Origin of the sequence: Bradyrhizobium manausense, from assembly GCF_001440035.1 — a bacterium.
Classification (GTDB): Bacteria; Pseudomonadota; Alphaproteobacteria; order Rhizobiales; family Xanthobacteraceae; genus Bradyrhizobium; species Bradyrhizobium manausense.
The window spans coordinates 38,151-54,246 of record NZ_LJYG01000110.1 but is presented as its reverse complement, the minus strand read 5'-3'; the positions used below and the strand labels follow the sequence as shown (position 1 = coordinate 54,246).

Here is a 16,096-nt window from a genome sequence, read left to right as displayed (position 1 = left end):
GCCACTAATGCCTTGAATTAACTTCCGCTTCCGGCGGATAGCCGACTTGCCCGGACTTGCCACCGGCTCAGGCCGTCGACTCAAATCGGACATATGCCGCCTTGTGAAAGGCTGATATGCTCGTCGGCAGCAAAGCGAAAATTAGGACGCAAAACAGTGACCACCTCTATCGTGGATCCGGTCGCGAACGCAGCCAGCGTCACCCTTGGTTTGCGTCACGAGGAACAGGCCTTCGAAGTGCCCGGGCGGCTGTTCGAACAATTGCCGTTTGCCGTTTATCTTTGTGACCGGGACGGTCTCGTTCTTCGATACAATCGTCGCGCCGCCGAACTTTGGGGCCGGTCGCCTAAAATCGGAGATCCTAATGAACGGTTTTGCGGATCGTATCGATTGTTCCGCCCGGACGGCAGTCCTCTCCCGCACGATGAATGCCCCATGGCAGATGTGCTGCGCACAGGTCTTTCCGTGCGCGAACAGGAAGTACACATTGAGCGACCGGACGGTGCGCGTGGCATTGCGCTCGTCAATATCGACGTAATCAAGGATAGCGATGGAAACATTGTCGGCGCGGTCAACTGCTTCCAGGATATTACGGAGCGGAAAAGTGGTGAGGAGGCCGCGATACGGCTCGCCGCTATCATCGAATCAAGCGACGACGCAATCGTCAGCAAAGATCTCGATGGCACGATCAGGAGTTGGAACGGCGGCGCGCAGTGCATTTTTGGCTATCTGGCCGAGGAAGTCATCGGCAAGCCAATTACGATTCTGATCCCCCCGGATCTCCACAACGAAGAAGCCGCAATTCTTGAGCGCCTCCGCAGAGGCGAACGCATTGGTTCTTACGAAACCGTTCGCCGACGTAAAGACGGAAGTCCAGTAGATATTTCACTCACAGTGTCGCCCTTGAAGAATGCGGAGGGCAGGGTCATCGGCGCGTCAAAAATCGCGCGAAACATCACCGAGCGATTGTATGCACAACGGGCGCTGCGCGAAAGCGAGGCGAGGCTGCAGGCGGCCGTCGATCTCGGGAGGCTCGGCTGCTATGCCTGGAATCCACAATCCAACGAGTTGCAATGGGATGATATGGTCAGGGCCATGTGGGGTCTGCCGGCGGGCGCGGTCGTCGACTACGAGGTGTGGCGGTCCTGCGTTCATCCAGACGATCTTGCGCGTGTCGAGGCCGCTATCCAGCGGTGCGCCGACCCGCGGAGCGATGGGATCTACAATATCGAGTACCGGGTCATCGGAAATACGGACGGCGTGGAACGCTGGATCGCGACCCGCGGTCAGACCAACTTCGAGAATGGCGTGCCGGCTTCGTTTTTCGGAGTCGCCCAAGAGATCACGGATCGCAAACGTATCGAAGGAAGACTCGAGCGCCGCGTTGAAGAGCGGACGCGCGAACTGCAGGAGAGCAACCAGCAACTACGTGCTCAAGTAGAGCAACGGGAACTCGCCGAGGCCGAGGCCCAGCAACTGCAACGCCTCGACGCGATAGGGCAGATGACGTCAGGCCTCGCGCACGACTTCAACAATCTTTTGAGCGTCGTGCTTACTAACGCGCGTATGTTGTCGCGCAATCTGCGGGATGATCCCGGTGATCGAGAAGGTATCGAACTGATTCTCGGAGCGGCGGAACGGGGTGCGAATCTCACTTCGCAACTGCTCGCGTTTTCGCGCCAACAGGGGCTTGAGCCTCAAGTGATTGATCTCAACAGCACCATCGTGAAGATGAGTTCCCTACTCAATGCCTCGCTTCGTGGAGCGATCCAACTCCGAACGAACCTCGCCGCGGACCTTTGCCCAGCCTTTGTGGATCTAACTCAAATTCAGTCGGTGATCCTCAATCTGGTTCTCAACGCGAGAGACGCCATGCGGTCAGGGGGGACTCTGACCCTGGAGACTTTCAATGCCATCACCGATAAAGAGCTCTCCGGCCCGGCAGCGCCGGCTCCGGGAAAGTATGTGGGACTGACCGTCCGAGATACAGGTATGGGTATCCCCGACGATGTGCTCCCCCGCGTCTTCGAGCCTTTCTTCACTACGAAAGGACCAGGAAAAGGATCGGGTCTCGGACTCGCCCAAGTTTTTGGTTTCGCCAAGCAGTCAGGTGGAGGCATCGAGCTTAAGACGCACGTCGGCGAAGGAACCTCAGTGACGGTGTTCTTACCTTGTGCCGAAGTGGTCCCACGAGTGCGCGAAAGAGAATCTGATGCCGAGCAAATTTCAACAGTGGAGCTAAAGCCCTGTATCCTAGTCATTGATGATGATCGGGCAGTTCTCAGGTCAACCCTTAGAGTACTTGAGGCCCTCGGATACGCGGCGGTGCCCACTGCCAGCGGACAAGAAGCCCTGAAGCTGATCGAAAACGGTCTGAAGATAGAGCTTGTTCTTGCGGATTTCGCCATGCCGGAAATGACGGGAGTCGAGTTCGCGAATGCGATTTGCGCGAGCCATCCCAACTTGCCCGTGATCCTCGTCACCGGTTATGGAGATCGCGAGACTTTAGAGGAGTTTCGAGAAGCGCAAATACTTCGGAAGCCTTATGATGAAAACGGACTGAGGAAGGCGATTCTCACGGCCCTAACCTAGGGTGATCTGCGTAGTTCGACTCCTGCCTGTGGACCTAGCTAATCTGCCCGGGCCGGTCTGACGAGGTCTGCTCGGCAGCTTTATGGGTTCACGGCTTAGTTGTCCGCAGCGACTGAGCAAGTAACTCCTTTGCCCGAACGCGAGATAGGTCGGGGCGGAGCTTGTTCAGATACGACGCCTGGCGCCGGCGTAAAAGCGGAGCAAGGGCCCCAGCCAATGCGATTGCGACCGGCAGCCTTCGCTGCATACAGGCCTCGGTCCGCTTCCTCCAGGAGCGCCATAGGCCCGCACGACGGCACATCCGCCGACCACGCCAATCCGACGCTCACGCTGACGTTGCTTTCCAGGAAGGCGGGGTGAGGGATTTGCAGCCGAGCGACCGCTTCACACAACTCTTGGGCGAGTTTTTCCAGATCCCGCGGCGAAATGGATGGTACGAAGGCAGCGAACTCTTCGCCTCCATAACGTGCCAGGCTGGACCGCCTGTTGTGCAACGATCCGGAGAGCGCTCGAGCGACGCTTCTCAGGCAGACGTCTCCGGCCACATGACCGGCGGAATCGTTGAACTTCTTGAAATCATCGATGTCCAGGATGATCGCCCCCACACTTCGGGCGTCCCGCTCGGCGCAAAGGCGATCGGCCTCGGCCTCGAAGTACCGCCTGTTCGGCAATCCGGTCAGCGCGTCAGTGTTGGACAAGCGCAGAAGCTCGCGATTGCTGACGCTAAGCTCGGTCGCGGCAAGTTCGTAGCGCAACTCTTCCAGGAAGCGCCTGCGCCTGTCGACCTCGTTCTTCCTGATGATCGTCAGGACAACGAACGCTGCTCCTGCCGCAACGAAGAGGTCGCTTGCGAACACCTTTGTGTCGGCTCCAAATAGTATCGGCAAGGTCGGATAGATGATTGTGCCGAGGACGCAGATCGGAATCGCCGACACGAAAGGAACAGGAGTTCCTGCAAGCGCTGCGGAGAAGAGAAGAATAGATGCCAAAGCATATCGATCCTGGGCCCACGGCGGACCGGAAGCGCCAGCATAGGCTATGACGGCCATCATGAGCAGTAGGCCCAACCCGTAGGCCAGACCCGCACGTTCCGGAACGCAGCGCCGCATTCCGAGCATCGAAGTGGCGATCAGGATACAAACCCCGCCGACCACAAGTCGCCAAACCCAGGCCGCTCGAAAGATGTCGGCGCTGATGCTGCGATCGAGGCCGATCGCAATGACTGTCAACGCGCCAACAAGAGCGCAAGCGCGGCTCATTGACCGGACCGTCGAAGGGGTTGTGCGCTGGCGGAATCGGGTTTCTAGCGCCGCTCCAAACGACCAGACAGATGCTCGCCGGATTTCTCGCTCGAGATCATCTCGCGTCAATTCGCCATGCATGGTGTTTTTCCCGCTCCGACCGGGATCTTTCAGGGAAGTCGTAAGCAAACGTGGCGTTCGTGTCGGTGGCGACGATCGCACCCAGGCAACTCCATCCGCCGGGATAGGGCCCCTTAGCGACCACTTTTAGCCTGTGTCAGCTTCTGGCGCCGTTCCCGCCAACCGGGTTGCCGAAGTTTTGGTCGGCTGCTCGGGTAGGGCCGGAAGCCGCCATTTGAGCCCCGCAGGGCAGAGTTCGATCCATAGCAGCCTTCCCGATCATCGGGCAGCTGACGCGCTATCAGCAGGCCCCGATGGACGTGGTTAAGCGAGGTGGCGGCTCGGGCTCACGTACGATGTCATCCCAAGTTTGCATATCGCGATCTTGATGTTCTGCCAGAAGTACTGGCAATCCAGCTATGAAGATCTCGATCGCCCTATCGTAGGATTCGTTGTAGGACGCAGGATCGAAGAACGAGTCCATGACTTCGTGCATGACGAATCCGCGAACAAGGCTCCGAAGTATTCGGAGAGCTTCATCCGCCGCCTTCTCGCTCAATCCGCATTCGGACAGGATTCCGGTCATGAACACCCGCAAGCTGTCCACCGCCGCTCGCCATTCGGCGGTATCTGTAATCGGCGTGCGAAATGTTGCGGCGGACATTGCGGGACGTTCAAGCGCATACAGCCTCATGCTGTGCGCCGCCGCCCGAAGCGCCTCGAACGACTTCTTGTTCTGGCACGCAAGCTGCAATCGGCAGAGCAAATCGCGATAGCCCTTCACGGCCAGGAAGCGACGCATTTCTTCAACGCAGAACCGCCTCTCGCCCGAACAGTGTTCAAGTTCGGAGAGAATGTCGCTCACAAGTTTCTGCTCCCATGGAGCCGAGAAGATATTCTCGAGGTAGATGCTCTTGCTCTGCAGGTGGATGCTCTTGTCCATCACCGGTCATACTCCAGGGAATAGCAGGGACGCTGCCGCTCATATTCGACCCAAACGTCCTCGCCACGGCACCGGACGCGCTTGCAAAACCGCAAAACGACGGTTGGAGACCAGGCAAACTGCAGGACAAATCGAAAAGGCGGCGGACAATCCAATCGCAGTTGTGCACCCCCTTCCCAAACTGCCGTGACTTCGCACTCGGCGATCTCGCTTCCGTCGGGATTGACAAGCCGAGCACATCGCGGCGGGTCGAAATGGACCTTCTTGGTTTCGTGCTCCCGCTGAGCCGGAAAGCCGATGGTGACGGACCTTGAACGGTTGGTTTTTGCACTTGAACGTTTGTCTTCGAGCCCAGCACCCGAACCGGTGCGCTGCGGCTGAGCTGTTTGGCCGTGCATTCGAGACCCCTTCAGTTTCTATATTCGCCCTTCCGTAGTTTCACGGATTCGAGCAAAGGCTCTTTCCTTTCATTCCGAGCCTGCAACACGAGATGCCGTCGCGCCTCGGGCGATTGCATCGATTGCGAGATACCCGCATGCGCCGGGCGATACTCGGCCAATTCGGAACATTGGCTCGGCTCCCTCGTCGTTAAGGAAGAGTAATTGAAAACCATCTTCACAACGAGGGAGGTGCATCCTCTCCATCGCAGCGCTGATCACAACCGGTATCATCCTCCGCGCCGTCGCAGGCACGCTGGAGGCCGCCTGAGTTGCGGCCTCTTTCCGTTCGTCACGTCGCATTGGCCCTCGGCGTCGAACCTCCATACGCGCCTTGGCGCACCGGCAGTACGGAGGTCACCGCGGCTCGGTGCTTCGGCGTCGGAGTTTCCCGGTTTACCCCCAAAGTTCACTTTTGAACGAACCGGGCTACCTCTCGTTGACTCATGAACGGAGGAAGGCCCCAATGCCTCGTTACTTCTTTCATCAGCATGTGCGCGGTCAGAGGATTGAAGACCAGCGTGGAAAGCTATTTCCGACCGATGCGACAGCATGTCACCGAGCCGTGCAGCGGATGCCGGCCAATCTGACAAGAGCTGCGGTGCGTTTCCGCAACACTTATGTCACGACCGAGGTAACTAACGGCGACCGGACTCTGTTTGTCGTGAGGGGAACGGTCATTGTCGAACGGCGGTAAGACCTCTCGGCGGCGGCGAACACCCGGCGTCACCGCGCCGCACTTATTGCGGTGCACGAATCGGAAAAGGCCCATCGCTGCCGCATCCTGCGACCGAGGATAAGTCAGCTTTCAGGGTTAGACCGGATCTAACTCCCGATTGACCCAAAAGTAGTCACTATCGCGTTCTAGCAGGCAAGCCGCTGTGGTGCCGAAGGGAGACAGTTCGTGCGAATGACATCGCTGGCCCCAATCCTCACGACGGAGGACATGGACCGGTCAGTCCGCTTCTATGTCGACGTGCTCGGGTTTACCTGTGGCATGCAGACCCCCGGCTATTCGAACCTATATCGCGATGCAGTGCGCATTATGCTGGCTGCGCCAAACGCTCATGGGGACTGGAAGGCTCCGAAGTTTACCGGACAGCTCTATATCGAGCTGGAAACGGCCGACGAGGTGGACGCGCTCTGGGCGGCTGTCAAAGACCGAGCCGAGGTGATCTATGCGGTGGACGATTTCGACTACGGCGCACACGAATTCGGCATCTGCGACGACAACGGATATTCTCTGGCGTTCGGTGCCCCGTCGAAGCCAACCGTAGGTCGACCGGTCTAGTTTCGGCGCTCGCCTTCACGTCGCGGTCGGCCCGGTGCGCCGGGGCATCACAGTGCGCACACACCATCATGCCGGGAAGATGCTGGCCTGGATGTGGCCCATCGGTGAAGTTGCACCTCGGCGATCGGTATTCCGCTCGTTGAGCCAGAGCAGATTTGCTCAACCTGAGTTCTTCGCGATTGACCCAAACCGGAAGCCACGCCCGGCAAATCGATCCTTCTACACGTTAAAGGCCGCTGTTCCTTCTGCAACGTTATGCGGCTAGGGGCATCCGGTTTGAGGCTGTTTACGCGAACAGCTTGTCGATGTCGTCCTGGGAAATCGCCGCGCTCGGCCGCTGTGGGCCCTGCAGAAAGTCTGGGGCGCTTTGGACGGCAAGCTCGGCGGCTAGCCGTGCCAGCTCCTCTTTTCCCCACATGCGGACCAGCCTGTTGATGTGGTCCTCCATAAACTGCAGCGACTTGATCACTCGAGTGATCCGCTGCCCTGTAAGGTCCTGAAATGCGCAAGCCTCGAACACCTTGTTCGTGCTATTGGCGATCTCGTCGCATATCGACGCGGCGGTCGAATCGTTGACGCCCTGCAACTTCGCGACGCTGGTGCCGATGGCCTCCATGCTTTCGAGGATCGCATTTCCAGCTGCCTCCGTGTTCTCGACGATCGCGTCGAGAGTGTCTGTCATCGTCGCGAAACTGCCCTTGCTGTCGCCTTGAAGAGCGGCAAATTCCCGCCGCATGCTGCTGATGTGGCCGAACATCTCGACCAAGAGCGTTTTCAGCATCCTCTCTTCTTCTGGCGCAATCATCAGAGATCTCCGAATTCCGGGGAAAAACGTCGCGATCAGGGCTGCCGCTACGCGGCGAGGTTGCCCTTAGAGCGACGCGCGAGGTCAGCCCAAGCCAAAGCAACCCGAAGCCACTTCTGGCGTTCGGCCGGGCAACTCGCGGCAATGGCTTTCCTCATTGCGGCAAGGGCTTCTGCTTGTTGGTCACACTCCTGCATCATGAACGTGATCATTCTCAGAAATTGTTAAAGCTGATGAAATTTGACACCCCGGGAAAATACCGAACGAAGAGAAGGTTCTCGGCGCCAGCGAAGCTACGCTCGCTTCCGTACCGAACTATCGGGGATGGGCCCGCACCCGGACCTTGAGGCCGGGATCGAGCCGTTCGTAGGACGTTTCGCCTTCGAGCTGTTGGGCCAGCAGCTGAACGATACGCGACCCCAATCCGCCCGGCTCTTCCCCCTCCCGTAGGCCTACGCCGTTGTCGGAGACCGAGAGTTCGATGCCGCTGCCACTCGAGAACGCGACCGCGATGTGGCCGGGTCTGTCGCCGGGAAAAGCATACTTGATCGCGTTCGTCACAAGCTCGTTCGTGATCATGCCGATCGCGAGCGCGTGGTTGCTGGCGAGGTCGACGTCCTCGCAGACCACCTGGAAAGCGATCGGTCCGGAAGGAGCCAAGGACTGGAAGACCTTCTCGACGACGTCGTTCAGGAAATAGCGCATGTTCACCGAGCGAGAATCTCGTGTGGGCGAAAGGTGGTCGTAGACCTCCGCCATCACCTGCAACCGACGGGCAGTGGCTTCCAGAGCGGCCTCGATTTCGGGACCGCCGTGCCTTGCCTGCAACCTGATCATCCCGCCGAGGATCGCCAGGTTGTTCTTGGTCCGGTGGGCCATCTCCTGCAGAAGCAAGGTCTTGGTCTTGTCCGCCAGCATGACCCGCCGCAGTTCGGCGCGCTGGAATTCGGCGACAGCGGCCGTCCCGGCTGCAGTGATCGCGAAGAGCGCATTGGGCGCGAAATAGTCGATGCCGTTGCTGCCGGCATAGCTGAGATAGGCGCCGACGGCGAGGGCGATGATCGCGGCGAATATTCCGGACCCGCGATCGAAGATCAGGCCCGACAGAAACACGCCGGGGAGCAGCAGGAAATACCCCGGCGAGCCGGTCTGCATCTGCAAGACCATCTGCAGTACGGCGCAGCCCAGCATCATTGTCGCCGAGACGCCGTACCGGACGGGAGTCGGAAGCCGGTGCTCAAGAACGAGCGGATAGAGCCTGTTCATGAATTGAAAAAACGCCTGTCCCCGATAGCCGTTCCTCGCCTTGGCGCACCAGGCCCAAGCGTCGGCCCGGCTCTCCTGCAAACCTTCCTCGGATGGGGAACGACCGACATGTTGCGCCGTTCGATTGCTTGATAACGCAAGCGATTTTAAGAGCCAGCAGTGAGCGTACTTCTTGTTGAGGACGACCCTCTGATCCGCGAATTCGTCGTCGAGGCGCTGCGCGAGGCAGGCTATCACGTGATCCACGCGAGCAACGGCGAGGAGGCACTGGCCTGGTGCAAGCGCCGCGTCGCGGATGTGCTGGTCACGGACGTCACGCTGCCGGGACAGATCGACGGGTGGCAGATCGCGGAGCGATACCGAGAGCAGGATCCGGAGCTGCCGGTCATCTACGCCACCGGCTTCTCGCCAGCGACACCACGCCCCGTCCCGGGCAGCCGCATCGTGAAGAAGCCTTTCACTCCCGAGGAACTCGTCCGGACCATCAGGGAGATCGCAGAGTAAAAGGGCGCGGCGTCTATTTAGTGCTCTAAGCAGGACGCGCGCTTTCGTGTGATCGGGAGGCAGCCCACTTGGAAAGGGCCGCCGGTTCATCCCTGTGATGAGATTCCAGCGTTCCGCCGCGCTGGGAAAAGTGGAACTTCGGCCGAGCCTCCTCATTAGCAGTGACTACTTAGCCCTGTTTGAGGAGGACACCATGAAGAAGCTGATCGTATGCGGCGCACTCGCCGCTTTTGCCCTCGTGACCCAAGCGGCCACCGCCGCCGAGTTCTACATCGTTCGCGACGCGACCACCAAGAAGTGCACTGTCGTCGACACCAAGCCAACGACCACCACCACGACGGTCGTGGGCGACGGCGTCTACACGACCAAGACGGAAGCCGAGTCCGCCGTGAAGACCACAAAGGTCTGCACCGAGCAATAACCACTCGGCGTGCTGCTCTGACAAGCAATTGGAGGAGAAATGCCGGTCTTGATTTTGTGGGCCGTGCCCGCCGTACTCGTCGGCGGCGGCGTCGGCTGTTTCCTGGTTCAGCACTAAGCGAAGACGTGATTGCAGAACGGTTCGTCCGGTGCGCCGGACGGGCCGACGACATGCGGGGAGCGGGGAATGCCTTACCAAGTGAAGTTCGGCGCTGATAGTCATCGCAGCAACGGCGAACGATGCGCTCAACCTATTTTAGTTTGCTCTGGCTGGTGTCGTAGTAAGGCTCATCTGGCGGTAGTGCTCGCGGCCAGCCCATTAACTTGTGTGAATGTCAAAGCATAACGTTTGTTGTATAGACCGCTGGTTCACCGGCAGCGATCGAGATCAGGTGACTGAGGGGTTTTCCAAGCCCATGGCCGACAAGGAAGCGCCAGCGAAGCCAGTCGTGCGCCACACTCCTTTGACCATCGATGAATTGCGACAGATGGTCCGCGAGGACATCGAGGAACAGCGGAAAATCGCAGATAGCTTCCGCCGCAAGATGCACTAAAGCCCGTTGCGGGGAACAAGACAGTCGGACCCAGTTTTGTCTGTTCGGAAACCACGCCTCGACAACGTAAGACCGAAGCAAAAGGCCTCAGCTCGGCGCCAGCCCCGGAGCTGAGGCCTTTTTATCGCTTGTGTACATTTTTGCACCAAGCCCCGGAACGGAATCAGGTGTTCCAGAATCTTCCCTGCACTTGATATTTGTTAGGGAATGCCGTGGTTACGAAGAACACCCGAGAAGTAGCGGCGACGCTGCTTAAGCTGGCCAAAACGAGCTCCGACCCAGCCGTGGCGGTTGGCTTCATCGAGAGGGCCGCCGACCTCAAGGAGCGGATAGACGACGAAGGGCTGCCCAAGGCCGACGGGGGTCCGCCTCCCAACATTATCCAGCGTCAGTAAAGCTGCCTCAGTTCACCTCTTTCACTCGCGAACCCGTCGTTCTGGCACTTCATCCTGGTTGACTGCCACAAGTTAACGGCGCACGCTGGAACCATCACCGTCCGGTCCGAGGCTTCTATCGGTGACTGAGAGACCTGTCGCGCTCCCGCCGAACACCGGGAGGCGGTCATGCCGATCAATCGCCTGCTTGAAGCGAGCGAGCTTACGCCAGAGCAACGGCACGTCTACGAACTGGCCTTCAACGCAACCCTGCGCAAACTCGATCTGGTCGATCGCCGTGATCCCCTTTGCGATCTTGTTGCCCGCAAGATCATCGAGATCGGTTCAAGCGGCGTGACCAATGCGTTGGTGCTTGCCGAGATCGCCTGCAAGCAGCTCGACCCAAGGTAAGCCCGCGACCTGCGGGTACATGGCCTAGCGCGGCCGACTGCGCTCGATGATCTCGGCGGCGCCCTTCGCCAGGAGATCGAGACCCACCGCACGACCAAGCTCGCGCGGCCGGTTGGCCGGCCCCGTGCGCGAGGCTTCGATGATGGTGTTGCCGGAGAGATCGAGGACCGACGCCGTCAGCGACATCTGGTCGCCCGAGATGGTCGAGAAGCCCGCCACCGGCGAATTGCAGTGGCCGTTGAGCACCCACAGCACTTCGCGTTCGGCATCGGCAGAGGCGTGGGCTGAGGGATCGTCGATTGACGAGAGAATCTGTCGCGTCTGCCAGTCCTGCGCCGCGCATTCGACCGCGACGATGCCCTGCCCTGCGGCCGGCAGCATCTCCGCCGCGGTGAACTCGTAGGCGATCCGGCTGGAAAGACCGACGCGATCGAGTCCCGACCGCGCCATGATCAGCGCATCCGCGGGTCCCACCGCGCCGCCGTCCGGCAGCTTCTGCTTCTCACGATGATCGAGCTTTCGCACACGCGTATCGGCGGCGCCGCGGAAGTGGATCACCTCGACGTCGGGAAACAGCCGCCGCGCATAGGCGGCACGACGTACCGCATTGGTGCCGATTTTGAAGCCTTTGCCGCGCGACTGGCGCAGCGCTTGCAGCGTCACGTCCGCGCGCAGCACCAGGGCATCGCCCGGCGGATCGCGCGACAGCGTGGCGCCGACGACGAGGCCCGGCGTGTCCTCATTGCCGGGCATGTCCTTCAGCGAATGCATCGCGGCCTGCAATTCGCCTGCAAGCACGGCGGCGCGGATCTGGGCGACGAAGGCGCCGCCCTTGCCGCCATGGGGCAGCAGCTTGCTGGTCTGGTCGAGATCTCCCGTGGTGTCGAACTTGACGATCTCGACGTCGAGACCTGATACGGCCGATGTCAGGCGACGCGCAATCTCTTCCGTCTGCGCCAGCGCCATCGCGCTCTTGCGGGTGCCGATCCGTAGTCGCATAGCCAAGCCGTTCTCCATCCAGCACGTGTCTCGCGTGCGCGTCATTGCCCATACGACAGGTTCAGGCCGGATGATAGACGGCTGCCGCGCTCAGCGCAGACCTTAGCACAATCAATCCAGCAGACGCAGCGCCTCGACCAGCGACTTGAAGGCACGGGCATATTCAGCGCCCGCCCTTGCGATATCCGTGCGTCCGGCGCAGGCGACTGCGGCCTCCGTCACCGCGCCGAGCAGCAGCCGCGCCAGCGGCTCNCTCGACCGGCTGTTTGGCGATCAGGCCGGCCTCCATCGCGGCAGCAATCGCGCGCGGCATCTTGCCGCCAAAGTGTTTTGCATCGATCTCGCGCCAGCGCTCCCAGCCGAGCACGGCGGGACCGTCGCGCAAAATGATCTGGCCGGTCGCACCCTTGGCGGTCGCGCCAAAATAATGCTGGGTGCCGGCGACCATGGCGGAGAGCACGTCCTTCTCGGTCCGCGCGGCGCCGTCGATCTCGGCGACGAGGTCGCGGGAGACGAGATCGAACACCGCTGCGAATACGGCTTCCTTGGTCTTGAAGTGATGATAGACCGCGCCCTTGGCGACGTCGGCTGCCTCGGCGATGTCGTCCATGGTGGTGGCGGCAAAGCCTTGCGTCCCGAACAGCCGCCGCGCCGCTGTCAGGATCGCCTCAGATGTCGCCGCCCGCCGCTCCGCCTGTTTGGCCATGGATTTGGTCTAATCGAATTCACTTTCCGCGGCCAGTTGACTTTTCGACCGACGGTCGGTATTTACCGACTAACAGTCGGTTTTATCAAGAGGTGCCGCCATGCCGAGCCGTGACGTCGTTGTAGCCTTTGCAAGGCGGCTGGAGAACGGGGAGTTCGTCGAAGCGATCGAGCAGTACTACACGGCCGATGCCGCGACCTATGAGAACAACGCCGCCCCGACGGTCGGTCGCGACAACCTCGTCGCCAAGGAGCGCGGCGTGCTGGCGGCTTCCAAAGAGGTCAAGGCCGTGCGCGTCGGGCCGAGCCTGATCGAGGGCGACAACGTTGCGAGCCGCTGGATCTTCAGCTTCACCAACGCCGAAGGCGTCACGCGCACGCTTGAGGAGATCGCCTGGCAGACCTGGCAGGGCGACAAGCTGATCGAGGAGCGGTTCTTCTACGACCCGAAGCAGCTCGGGCGATAGCCGGCCTGAATCCCGCTTTTCGGCTGGTCAAACCGCATCGGCCCGCAGCAGCGTATCCACCGTGATCGTGCCACGCGCCCGCGAGACGCAGGTGCAGATCTTCGCGTTGCTGTGCTTCTGGTGCTCGCTGAAGAAGACGTCGCGGTGGTCGATCTCGCCCTCGACGGCGACGACGTCGATGGCGCAGAGGCCGCACTCGCCGCGCTTGCAGTCGGAGATCACCTCAAAGCCGCTGGCGTTGAGGACGTCGAGCATCGAGCGCTCGCGCGGGATTTCGAGCTCGACATCGGAATCCTTCAGGCGCACGCGAAACGCTTCCGTCGGCAGCGTGCCGCTGGAGCCGAAGGTTTCGTAGCGCAGATCGGACAGCGGATGGCCGGCACCGATCCAGGCATGGCGCGCGGCATCTAGCATGCGCATCGGGCCGCAGAACAGCGTCAACGTGCCCTTGGGCAGCGAGGCGAACAGCGCGTCGAGATCGAGCCGCCCGCCTTCATCGCTGGCATGGACGACCAGGCGGTCGCCGAGCATGTCAGCGAGCTCGTCGAGATAGGCGGCATCCGCGCGGCTGCGCACGGCGTAATGCAGGGTGACGTTGGCGCCGCGGCGCGCGAGCGCCTGCGCCGCGCCGACGATCGGGGTGATGCCGATGCCGCCGGCGATCAGGCAATAGTTGTCGCGCTCCCAGTCGACGGCAACGAGCGAAGCCGGCCGGGTGATGTCGAGCCGCGCGCCGGCTGCGAGCTGCCACATGTAGCGCGAGCCGCCGCGCGAATCCTCGGCGCGGCGCACCGCGATCTTGAAGCCTTGCGAAGACGCTTCGCCGACCAGCGAATAGGACCGCGTCTCCGGCTGGCCGGCAATTGCGACGCTGACATTGATGTGGCTGCCGACCGGATAGGCTGTGCCGTCGAACTGGTCGGGCAGAATCAGAAATTCGCGGATCCCGGGCGACAGATCGCGGGTCGCGACCAGCGTTGCGGGAATCCAGGTTTCGACGAAGCGCATGGTGCCCTCAATCGGTTGCGGTCTTGATCAGCGCAAGCGCCGGCAAGAGGTCGAGATGGGTTCGGTTGCGTAGCGCGAGCCTGAGGTTTCGCACCGCGAGCCGCGCATGCTCGCGCATGATGGCTTCGGCGCGCGCGCCTTCGCGGTTCTCGATCGCGTCGATCACGACGCGGTGGTGATCCTGGCCGATGATCAGGATCTGCTGCGCCTCCGGCAATGCCGACTGCGCCATCACGAAGCCGCTGGGCGAGGCAAACGGCAGCGCCGAGGCGCGGTCGATCTGCCGGATCAAAGGCGGGCTGCGCGACAGTTCGGTCAGCAGCGCGTGGAAGCGCGCGTTCAGCGTGACATAGGAGGAGAAGGCCTCGATCGAGATCGGCACCTGGCCGAGCAGCTCGTCGATCGCGGCCAGACACTCCTTCAGCGGCTCGAGCTCGCGCGCGGAGACGCCGCGCTCGGCGGCAAAGCGCGCGGCGAGACCTTCCAGCGTGCCGCGCAGCTCGATCGAATCGGAGATGTCGCGCTCCGAAAACGCCTTTACCATGAAGCCGCCGGAGGGGATCGCCTCCAGCAGGCCCTCCTCCTCCAGCCGCACCAGCGCCATGCGCACCGGCGTGCGCGAGGCGCCGGTGGTTTCCACCGCCTGAAGCTCGGAGATGCGCTCGCCTGGACGCAACGATCCGGACAGGATCTGGTCGCGCAGCGCGAGCTGCGCCTTCACGGTCTGCGAGAGGGAGCGGTCGACCTCGGCCATGCCCCCTACTCCGCGGCCTGCAGATGCTGCGGTCCGTTTTCCTTCGCGATCATCCTGTCGATCAGCTTGCGCATCCACATCGCGCCGGCATCGATGTTGAGATTGTAGAAGATGCGGTCCGGGTTCTCGTCCATGGCGCGCTGCTGCGCCTCCAGGATCAGTTCGTCCTCGCGGAAGATGCCAGAGACGCCTTCGCGGATCTCGGTGGTGATGCGCTGCTCGCCGATCTGGTAGTTGCGCACGAAGGCCCAGAAATAGTGGCAGGTCTTCTCGGTCTCGGGCGTGACGGTGTTGAGCACGAAACCGTTGACGCCTTTCGAGCGGTCACCCTCAGGTGCGCCGGTGCCGGCAGGCGCGACGCCAACGTCGATGGCGATGGTGCACGGCGCCTCGAAGCGGATGATCTGCCAGCGATCGACCAGGCCGGGCTTGCCGAGTTGCTTGGCCCAGAACGGCGGCGCCTCGATGCCGCGCATCCAGCGCGTCACGGTGACCGTCTTCTCGCCATGGGTGACGTCGAACGGCGCTTCGGCAACGGCATCATTGCCGATGGAGGAGCCGTGCACGAAGGTCTCGTGGGTGAGGTCCATGAGATTGTCGAGCACGAGGCGGTAGTCGCAGGCAACGCGGATGGTCTTGCCGTCACCGGCCCAGGCGGGATCGTGATTCCAGTGCATGTCGGGCACCAGCGCGGGATCGGCGAGTGCGGGATCGCCCATCCAGAGCCAGACATAGCGGTGACGCTCGACCACGGGATAGGCGCGCACGCAGGCGGACGGATTGATGGTCTCCTGCGAGGGCATGAAGGTGCAGCGCCCTTGCGCATTGTATTTCAGGCCGTGATAGCCGCAGACCACGGTGTCGCCTTCGAGCCGGCCCTTGGACAGCGGCACCAGGCGATGCCAGCAGGCATCCTCGAGCGCGGCCACCGAGCCATCGGCCTTGCGGTACATCACGACGTGCTTGCCGCAGATCGTCCGCGGCAACAGCGCCGGCTTCACCTCCGCGTCCCAGGCGGCGGCGTACCAGGCGTTCATGGGAAAGGGTTTTGTCATGGGCGATCTCCCGGGGCTATTGTATGCGTTGTGTATACAATAACAGAGCGATCGGCCCATTCAAGGGAGAATGTTACGTACTATAATACCTACATACTTGAATATGTATACATTATGAGCTAGAACTCTGGAGGCACCCTCATGGCCGGG

Annotated in this window: 17 protein-coding genes and 1 pseudogene; 8 read left to right on the top strand and 10 right to left on the bottom strand. The window is 61.3% G+C overall.

Going from position 1 to position 16,096, the window contains the following annotated elements:
• Positions 1 to 156 precede the first annotated feature (156 nt).
• Positions 157 to 2,592 (top strand): PAS domain-containing hybrid sensor histidine kinase/response regulator, encoded by a 2,436-nt coding sequence (locus AOQ71_RS34630; protein WP_162268446.1) that lies wholly within the window; start codon positions 157 to 159, stop codon positions 2,590 to 2,592.
• A 95-nt stretch (positions 2,593 to 2,687) separates the two neighbouring features.
• Here AOQ71_RS34630 and AOQ71_RS34625 read toward each other — a convergent pair whose 3' ends face one another.
• Together AOQ71_RS34625 and AOQ71_RS34620 are read right to left on the bottom strand one after the other, a co-directional pair.
• Positions 2,688 to 3,974 (bottom strand): GGDEF domain-containing protein, encoded by a 1,287-nt coding sequence (locus AOQ71_RS34625; protein WP_083514717.1) that lies wholly within the window; start codon positions 3,972 to 3,974, stop codon positions 2,688 to 2,690.
• Between the two features lie 280 nt (positions 3,975 to 4,254).
• Positions 4,255 to 4,896 (bottom strand): TetR-like C-terminal domain-containing protein, encoded by a 642-nt coding sequence (locus AOQ71_RS34620; protein WP_157083767.1) that lies wholly within the window; start codon positions 4,894 to 4,896, stop codon positions 4,255 to 4,257.
• Between the two features lie 903 nt (positions 4,897 to 5,799).
• Between AOQ71_RS34620 and AOQ71_RS50470 the strand changes: the two genes are divergently transcribed.
• Both AOQ71_RS50470 and AOQ71_RS34615 read left to right on the top strand, forming a co-directional pair.
• Positions 5,800 to 6,030 carry a DUF6894 family protein gene (locus tag AOQ71_RS50470; RefSeq protein WP_162268445.1) on the top strand — a complete coding sequence of 77 codons (231 nt, stop codon included), beginning with the start codon at positions 5,800 to 5,802 and terminating at the stop codon, positions 6,028 to 6,030.
• Positions 6,031 to 6,243: 213 nt separating this feature from the next.
• A complete protein-coding gene (locus tag AOQ71_RS34615) occupies positions 6,244 to 6,624 on the top strand; it encodes a VOC family protein (protein WP_063958331.1) in 381 nt (126 codons plus the stop codon).
• Positions 6,625 to 6,910: 286 nt separating this feature from the next.
• Here AOQ71_RS34615 and AOQ71_RS34610 read toward each other — a convergent pair whose 3' ends face one another.
• Together AOQ71_RS34610 and AOQ71_RS49085 are read right to left on the bottom strand one after the other, a co-directional pair.
• Positions 6,911 to 7,429: a protein phosphatase CheZ gene (locus tag AOQ71_RS34610; protein WP_057756915.1), complete on the bottom strand. Its 519-nt coding sequence runs from the start codon at positions 7,427 to 7,429 to the stop codon at positions 6,911 to 6,913.
• Between the two features lie 315 nt (positions 7,430 to 7,744).
• Positions 7,745 to 8,695 (bottom strand): sensor histidine kinase, encoded by a 951-nt coding sequence (locus tag AOQ71_RS49085; protein ID WP_245317327.1) that lies wholly within the window; start codon positions 8,693 to 8,695, stop codon positions 7,745 to 7,747.
• A 159-nt stretch (positions 8,696 to 8,854) separates the two neighbouring features.
• Here AOQ71_RS49085 and AOQ71_RS34600 point away from each other — a divergent pair, with 159 nt between their 5' ends.
• The 4 genes from AOQ71_RS34600 (at position 8,855) to AOQ71_RS34585 (ending at position 10,958) form a co-directional block, all read left to right on the top strand.
• Entirely contained in the window at positions 8,855 to 9,199 is a 345-nt protein-coding gene (locus tag AOQ71_RS34600) for a response regulator (RefSeq protein ID WP_057756913.1), read from the top strand.
• Between the two features lie 193 nt (positions 9,200 to 9,392).
• The gene (locus tag AOQ71_RS34595; RefSeq protein ID WP_057756911.1) at positions 9,393 to 9,620 is read left to right on the top strand and encodes a hypothetical protein; all 228 of its coding nucleotides are present in this window, start codon (positions 9,393 to 9,395) and stop codon (positions 9,618 to 9,620) included.
• Positions 9,621 to 10,035: 415 nt separating this feature from the next.
• Positions 10,036 to 10,173 (top strand): hypothetical protein, encoded by a 138-nt coding sequence (locus AOQ71_RS45645; protein WP_157083766.1) that lies wholly within the window; start codon positions 10,036 to 10,038, stop codon positions 10,171 to 10,173.
• A 563-nt stretch (positions 10,174 to 10,736) separates the two neighbouring features.
• Positions 10,737 to 10,958: a hypothetical protein gene (locus AOQ71_RS34585; RefSeq protein WP_057756906.1), complete on the top strand. Its 222-nt coding sequence runs from the start codon at positions 10,737 to 10,739 to the stop codon at positions 10,956 to 10,958.
• A gap of 24 nt (positions 10,959 to 10,982) precedes the next feature.
• Here AOQ71_RS34585 and hemC read toward each other — a convergent pair whose 3' ends face one another.
• The 3 genes and pseudogenes from hemC to AOQ71_RS34575 all read right to left on the bottom strand — a co-directional run.
• Positions 10,983 to 11,963, bottom strand: coding sequence for a hydroxymethylbilane synthase (hemC, locus tag AOQ71_RS34580; RefSeq protein WP_162268444.1), 981 nt, complete (start codon positions 11,961 to 11,963; stop codon positions 10,983 to 10,985).
• Positions 11,964 to 12,068: 105 nt separating this feature from the next.
• A pseudogene (locus tag AOQ71_RS50055) lies at positions 12,069 to 12,209 on the bottom strand (TetR/AcrR family transcriptional regulator); the annotation flags it as partial.
• A 1-nt stretch (position 12,210) separates the two neighbouring features.
• Positions 12,211 to 12,663, bottom strand: a 453-nt coding sequence (locus AOQ71_RS34575; protein WP_245317326.1) for a TetR/AcrR family transcriptional regulator, incomplete at its 3' end; no start/stop codon positions are given.
• A 100-nt stretch (positions 12,664 to 12,763) separates the two neighbouring features.
• Here AOQ71_RS34575 and AOQ71_RS34570 point away from each other — a divergent pair.
• Positions 12,764 to 13,129, top strand: coding sequence for a nuclear transport factor 2 family protein (locus AOQ71_RS34570; protein WP_057756901.1), 366 nt, complete (start codon positions 12,764 to 12,766; stop codon positions 13,127 to 13,129).
• Between the two features lie 27 nt (positions 13,130 to 13,156).
• On the opposite strand, the gene AOQ71_RS34565 is transcribed toward AOQ71_RS34570, so the two are convergent.
• Genes AOQ71_RS34565 through AOQ71_RS34555 form a run of 3 tightly spaced genes read right to left on the bottom strand, consistent with a single transcriptional unit; the run spans position 13,157 to position 15,946 of the window.
• Positions 13,157 to 14,137 carry a PDR/VanB family oxidoreductase gene (locus tag AOQ71_RS34565; protein WP_057756899.1) on the bottom strand — a complete coding sequence of 327 codons (981 nt, stop codon included), beginning with the start codon at positions 14,135 to 14,137 and terminating at the stop codon, positions 13,157 to 13,159.
• Positions 14,138 to 14,144: 7 nt separating this feature from the next.
• Positions 14,145 to 14,891, bottom strand: coding sequence for a GntR family transcriptional regulator (locus AOQ71_RS34560; protein ID WP_057756897.1), 747 nt, complete (start codon positions 14,889 to 14,891; stop codon positions 14,145 to 14,147).
• A 5-nt stretch (positions 14,892 to 14,896) separates the two neighbouring features.
• On the bottom strand, positions 14,897 to 15,946 hold the full coding sequence (locus AOQ71_RS34555; protein ID WP_057756895.1) for an aromatic ring-hydroxylating dioxygenase subunit alpha: 1,050 nt from the start codon (positions 15,944 to 15,946) through the stop codon (positions 14,897 to 14,899).
• Positions 15,947 to 16,096 lie beyond the last annotated feature (150 nt).

Bases quoted from the DNA above. Each gene is read 5' to 3' on its own strand.
- AOQ71_RS49085 (WP_245317327.1), bottom strand. From the start codon at position 8,695: ATGAACAGGCTCTATCCGCTCGTTCTTGAGCACCGGCTTCCGACTCCC.
- AOQ71_RS34610 (WP_057756915.1), bottom strand. From the start codon at position 7,429: ATGATTGCGCCAGAAGAAGAGAGGATGCTGAAAACGCTCTTGGTCGAG.
- AOQ71_RS34570 (WP_057756901.1), top strand. From the start codon at position 12,764: ATGCCGAGCCGTGACGTCGTTGTAGCCTTTGCAAGGCGGCTGGAGAAC.
- AOQ71_RS34555 (WP_057756895.1), bottom strand. From the start codon at position 15,946: ATGACAAAACCCTTTCCCATGAACGCCTGGTACGCCGCCGCCTGGGAC.
- AOQ71_RS34565 (WP_057756899.1), bottom strand. From the start codon at position 14,137: ATGCGCTTCGTCGAAACCTGGATTCCCGCAACGCTGGTCGCGACCCGC.
- AOQ71_RS34620 (WP_157083767.1), bottom strand. From the start codon at position 4,896: ATGGACAAGAGCATCCACCTGCAGAGCAAGAGCATCTACCTCGAGAAT.
- AOQ71_RS34615 (WP_063958331.1), top strand. From the start codon at position 6,244: ATGACATCGCTGGCCCCAATCCTCACGACGGAGGACATGGACCGGTCA.
- AOQ71_RS34585 (WP_057756906.1), top strand. From the start codon at position 10,737: ATGCCGATCAATCGCCTGCTTGAAGCGAGCGAGCTTACGCCAGAGCAA.
- AOQ71_RS50470 (WP_162268445.1), top strand. From the start codon at position 5,800: ATGCCTCGTTACTTCTTTCATCAGCATGTGCGCGGTCAGAGGATTGAA.
- AOQ71_RS34595 (WP_057756911.1), top strand. From the start codon at position 9,393: ATGAAGAAGCTGATCGTATGCGGCGCACTCGCCGCTTTTGCCCTCGTG.
- AOQ71_RS34560 (WP_057756897.1), bottom strand. From the start codon at position 14,891: ATGGCCGAGGTCGACCGCTCCCTCTCGCAGACCGTGAAGGCGCAGCTC.
- AOQ71_RS45645 (WP_157083766.1), top strand. From the start codon at position 10,036: ATGGCCGACAAGGAAGCGCCAGCGAAGCCAGTCGTGCGCCACACTCCT.
- AOQ71_RS34625 (WP_083514717.1), bottom strand. From the start codon at position 3,974: ATGCATGGCGAATTGACGCGAGATGATCTCGAGCGAGAAATCCGGCGA.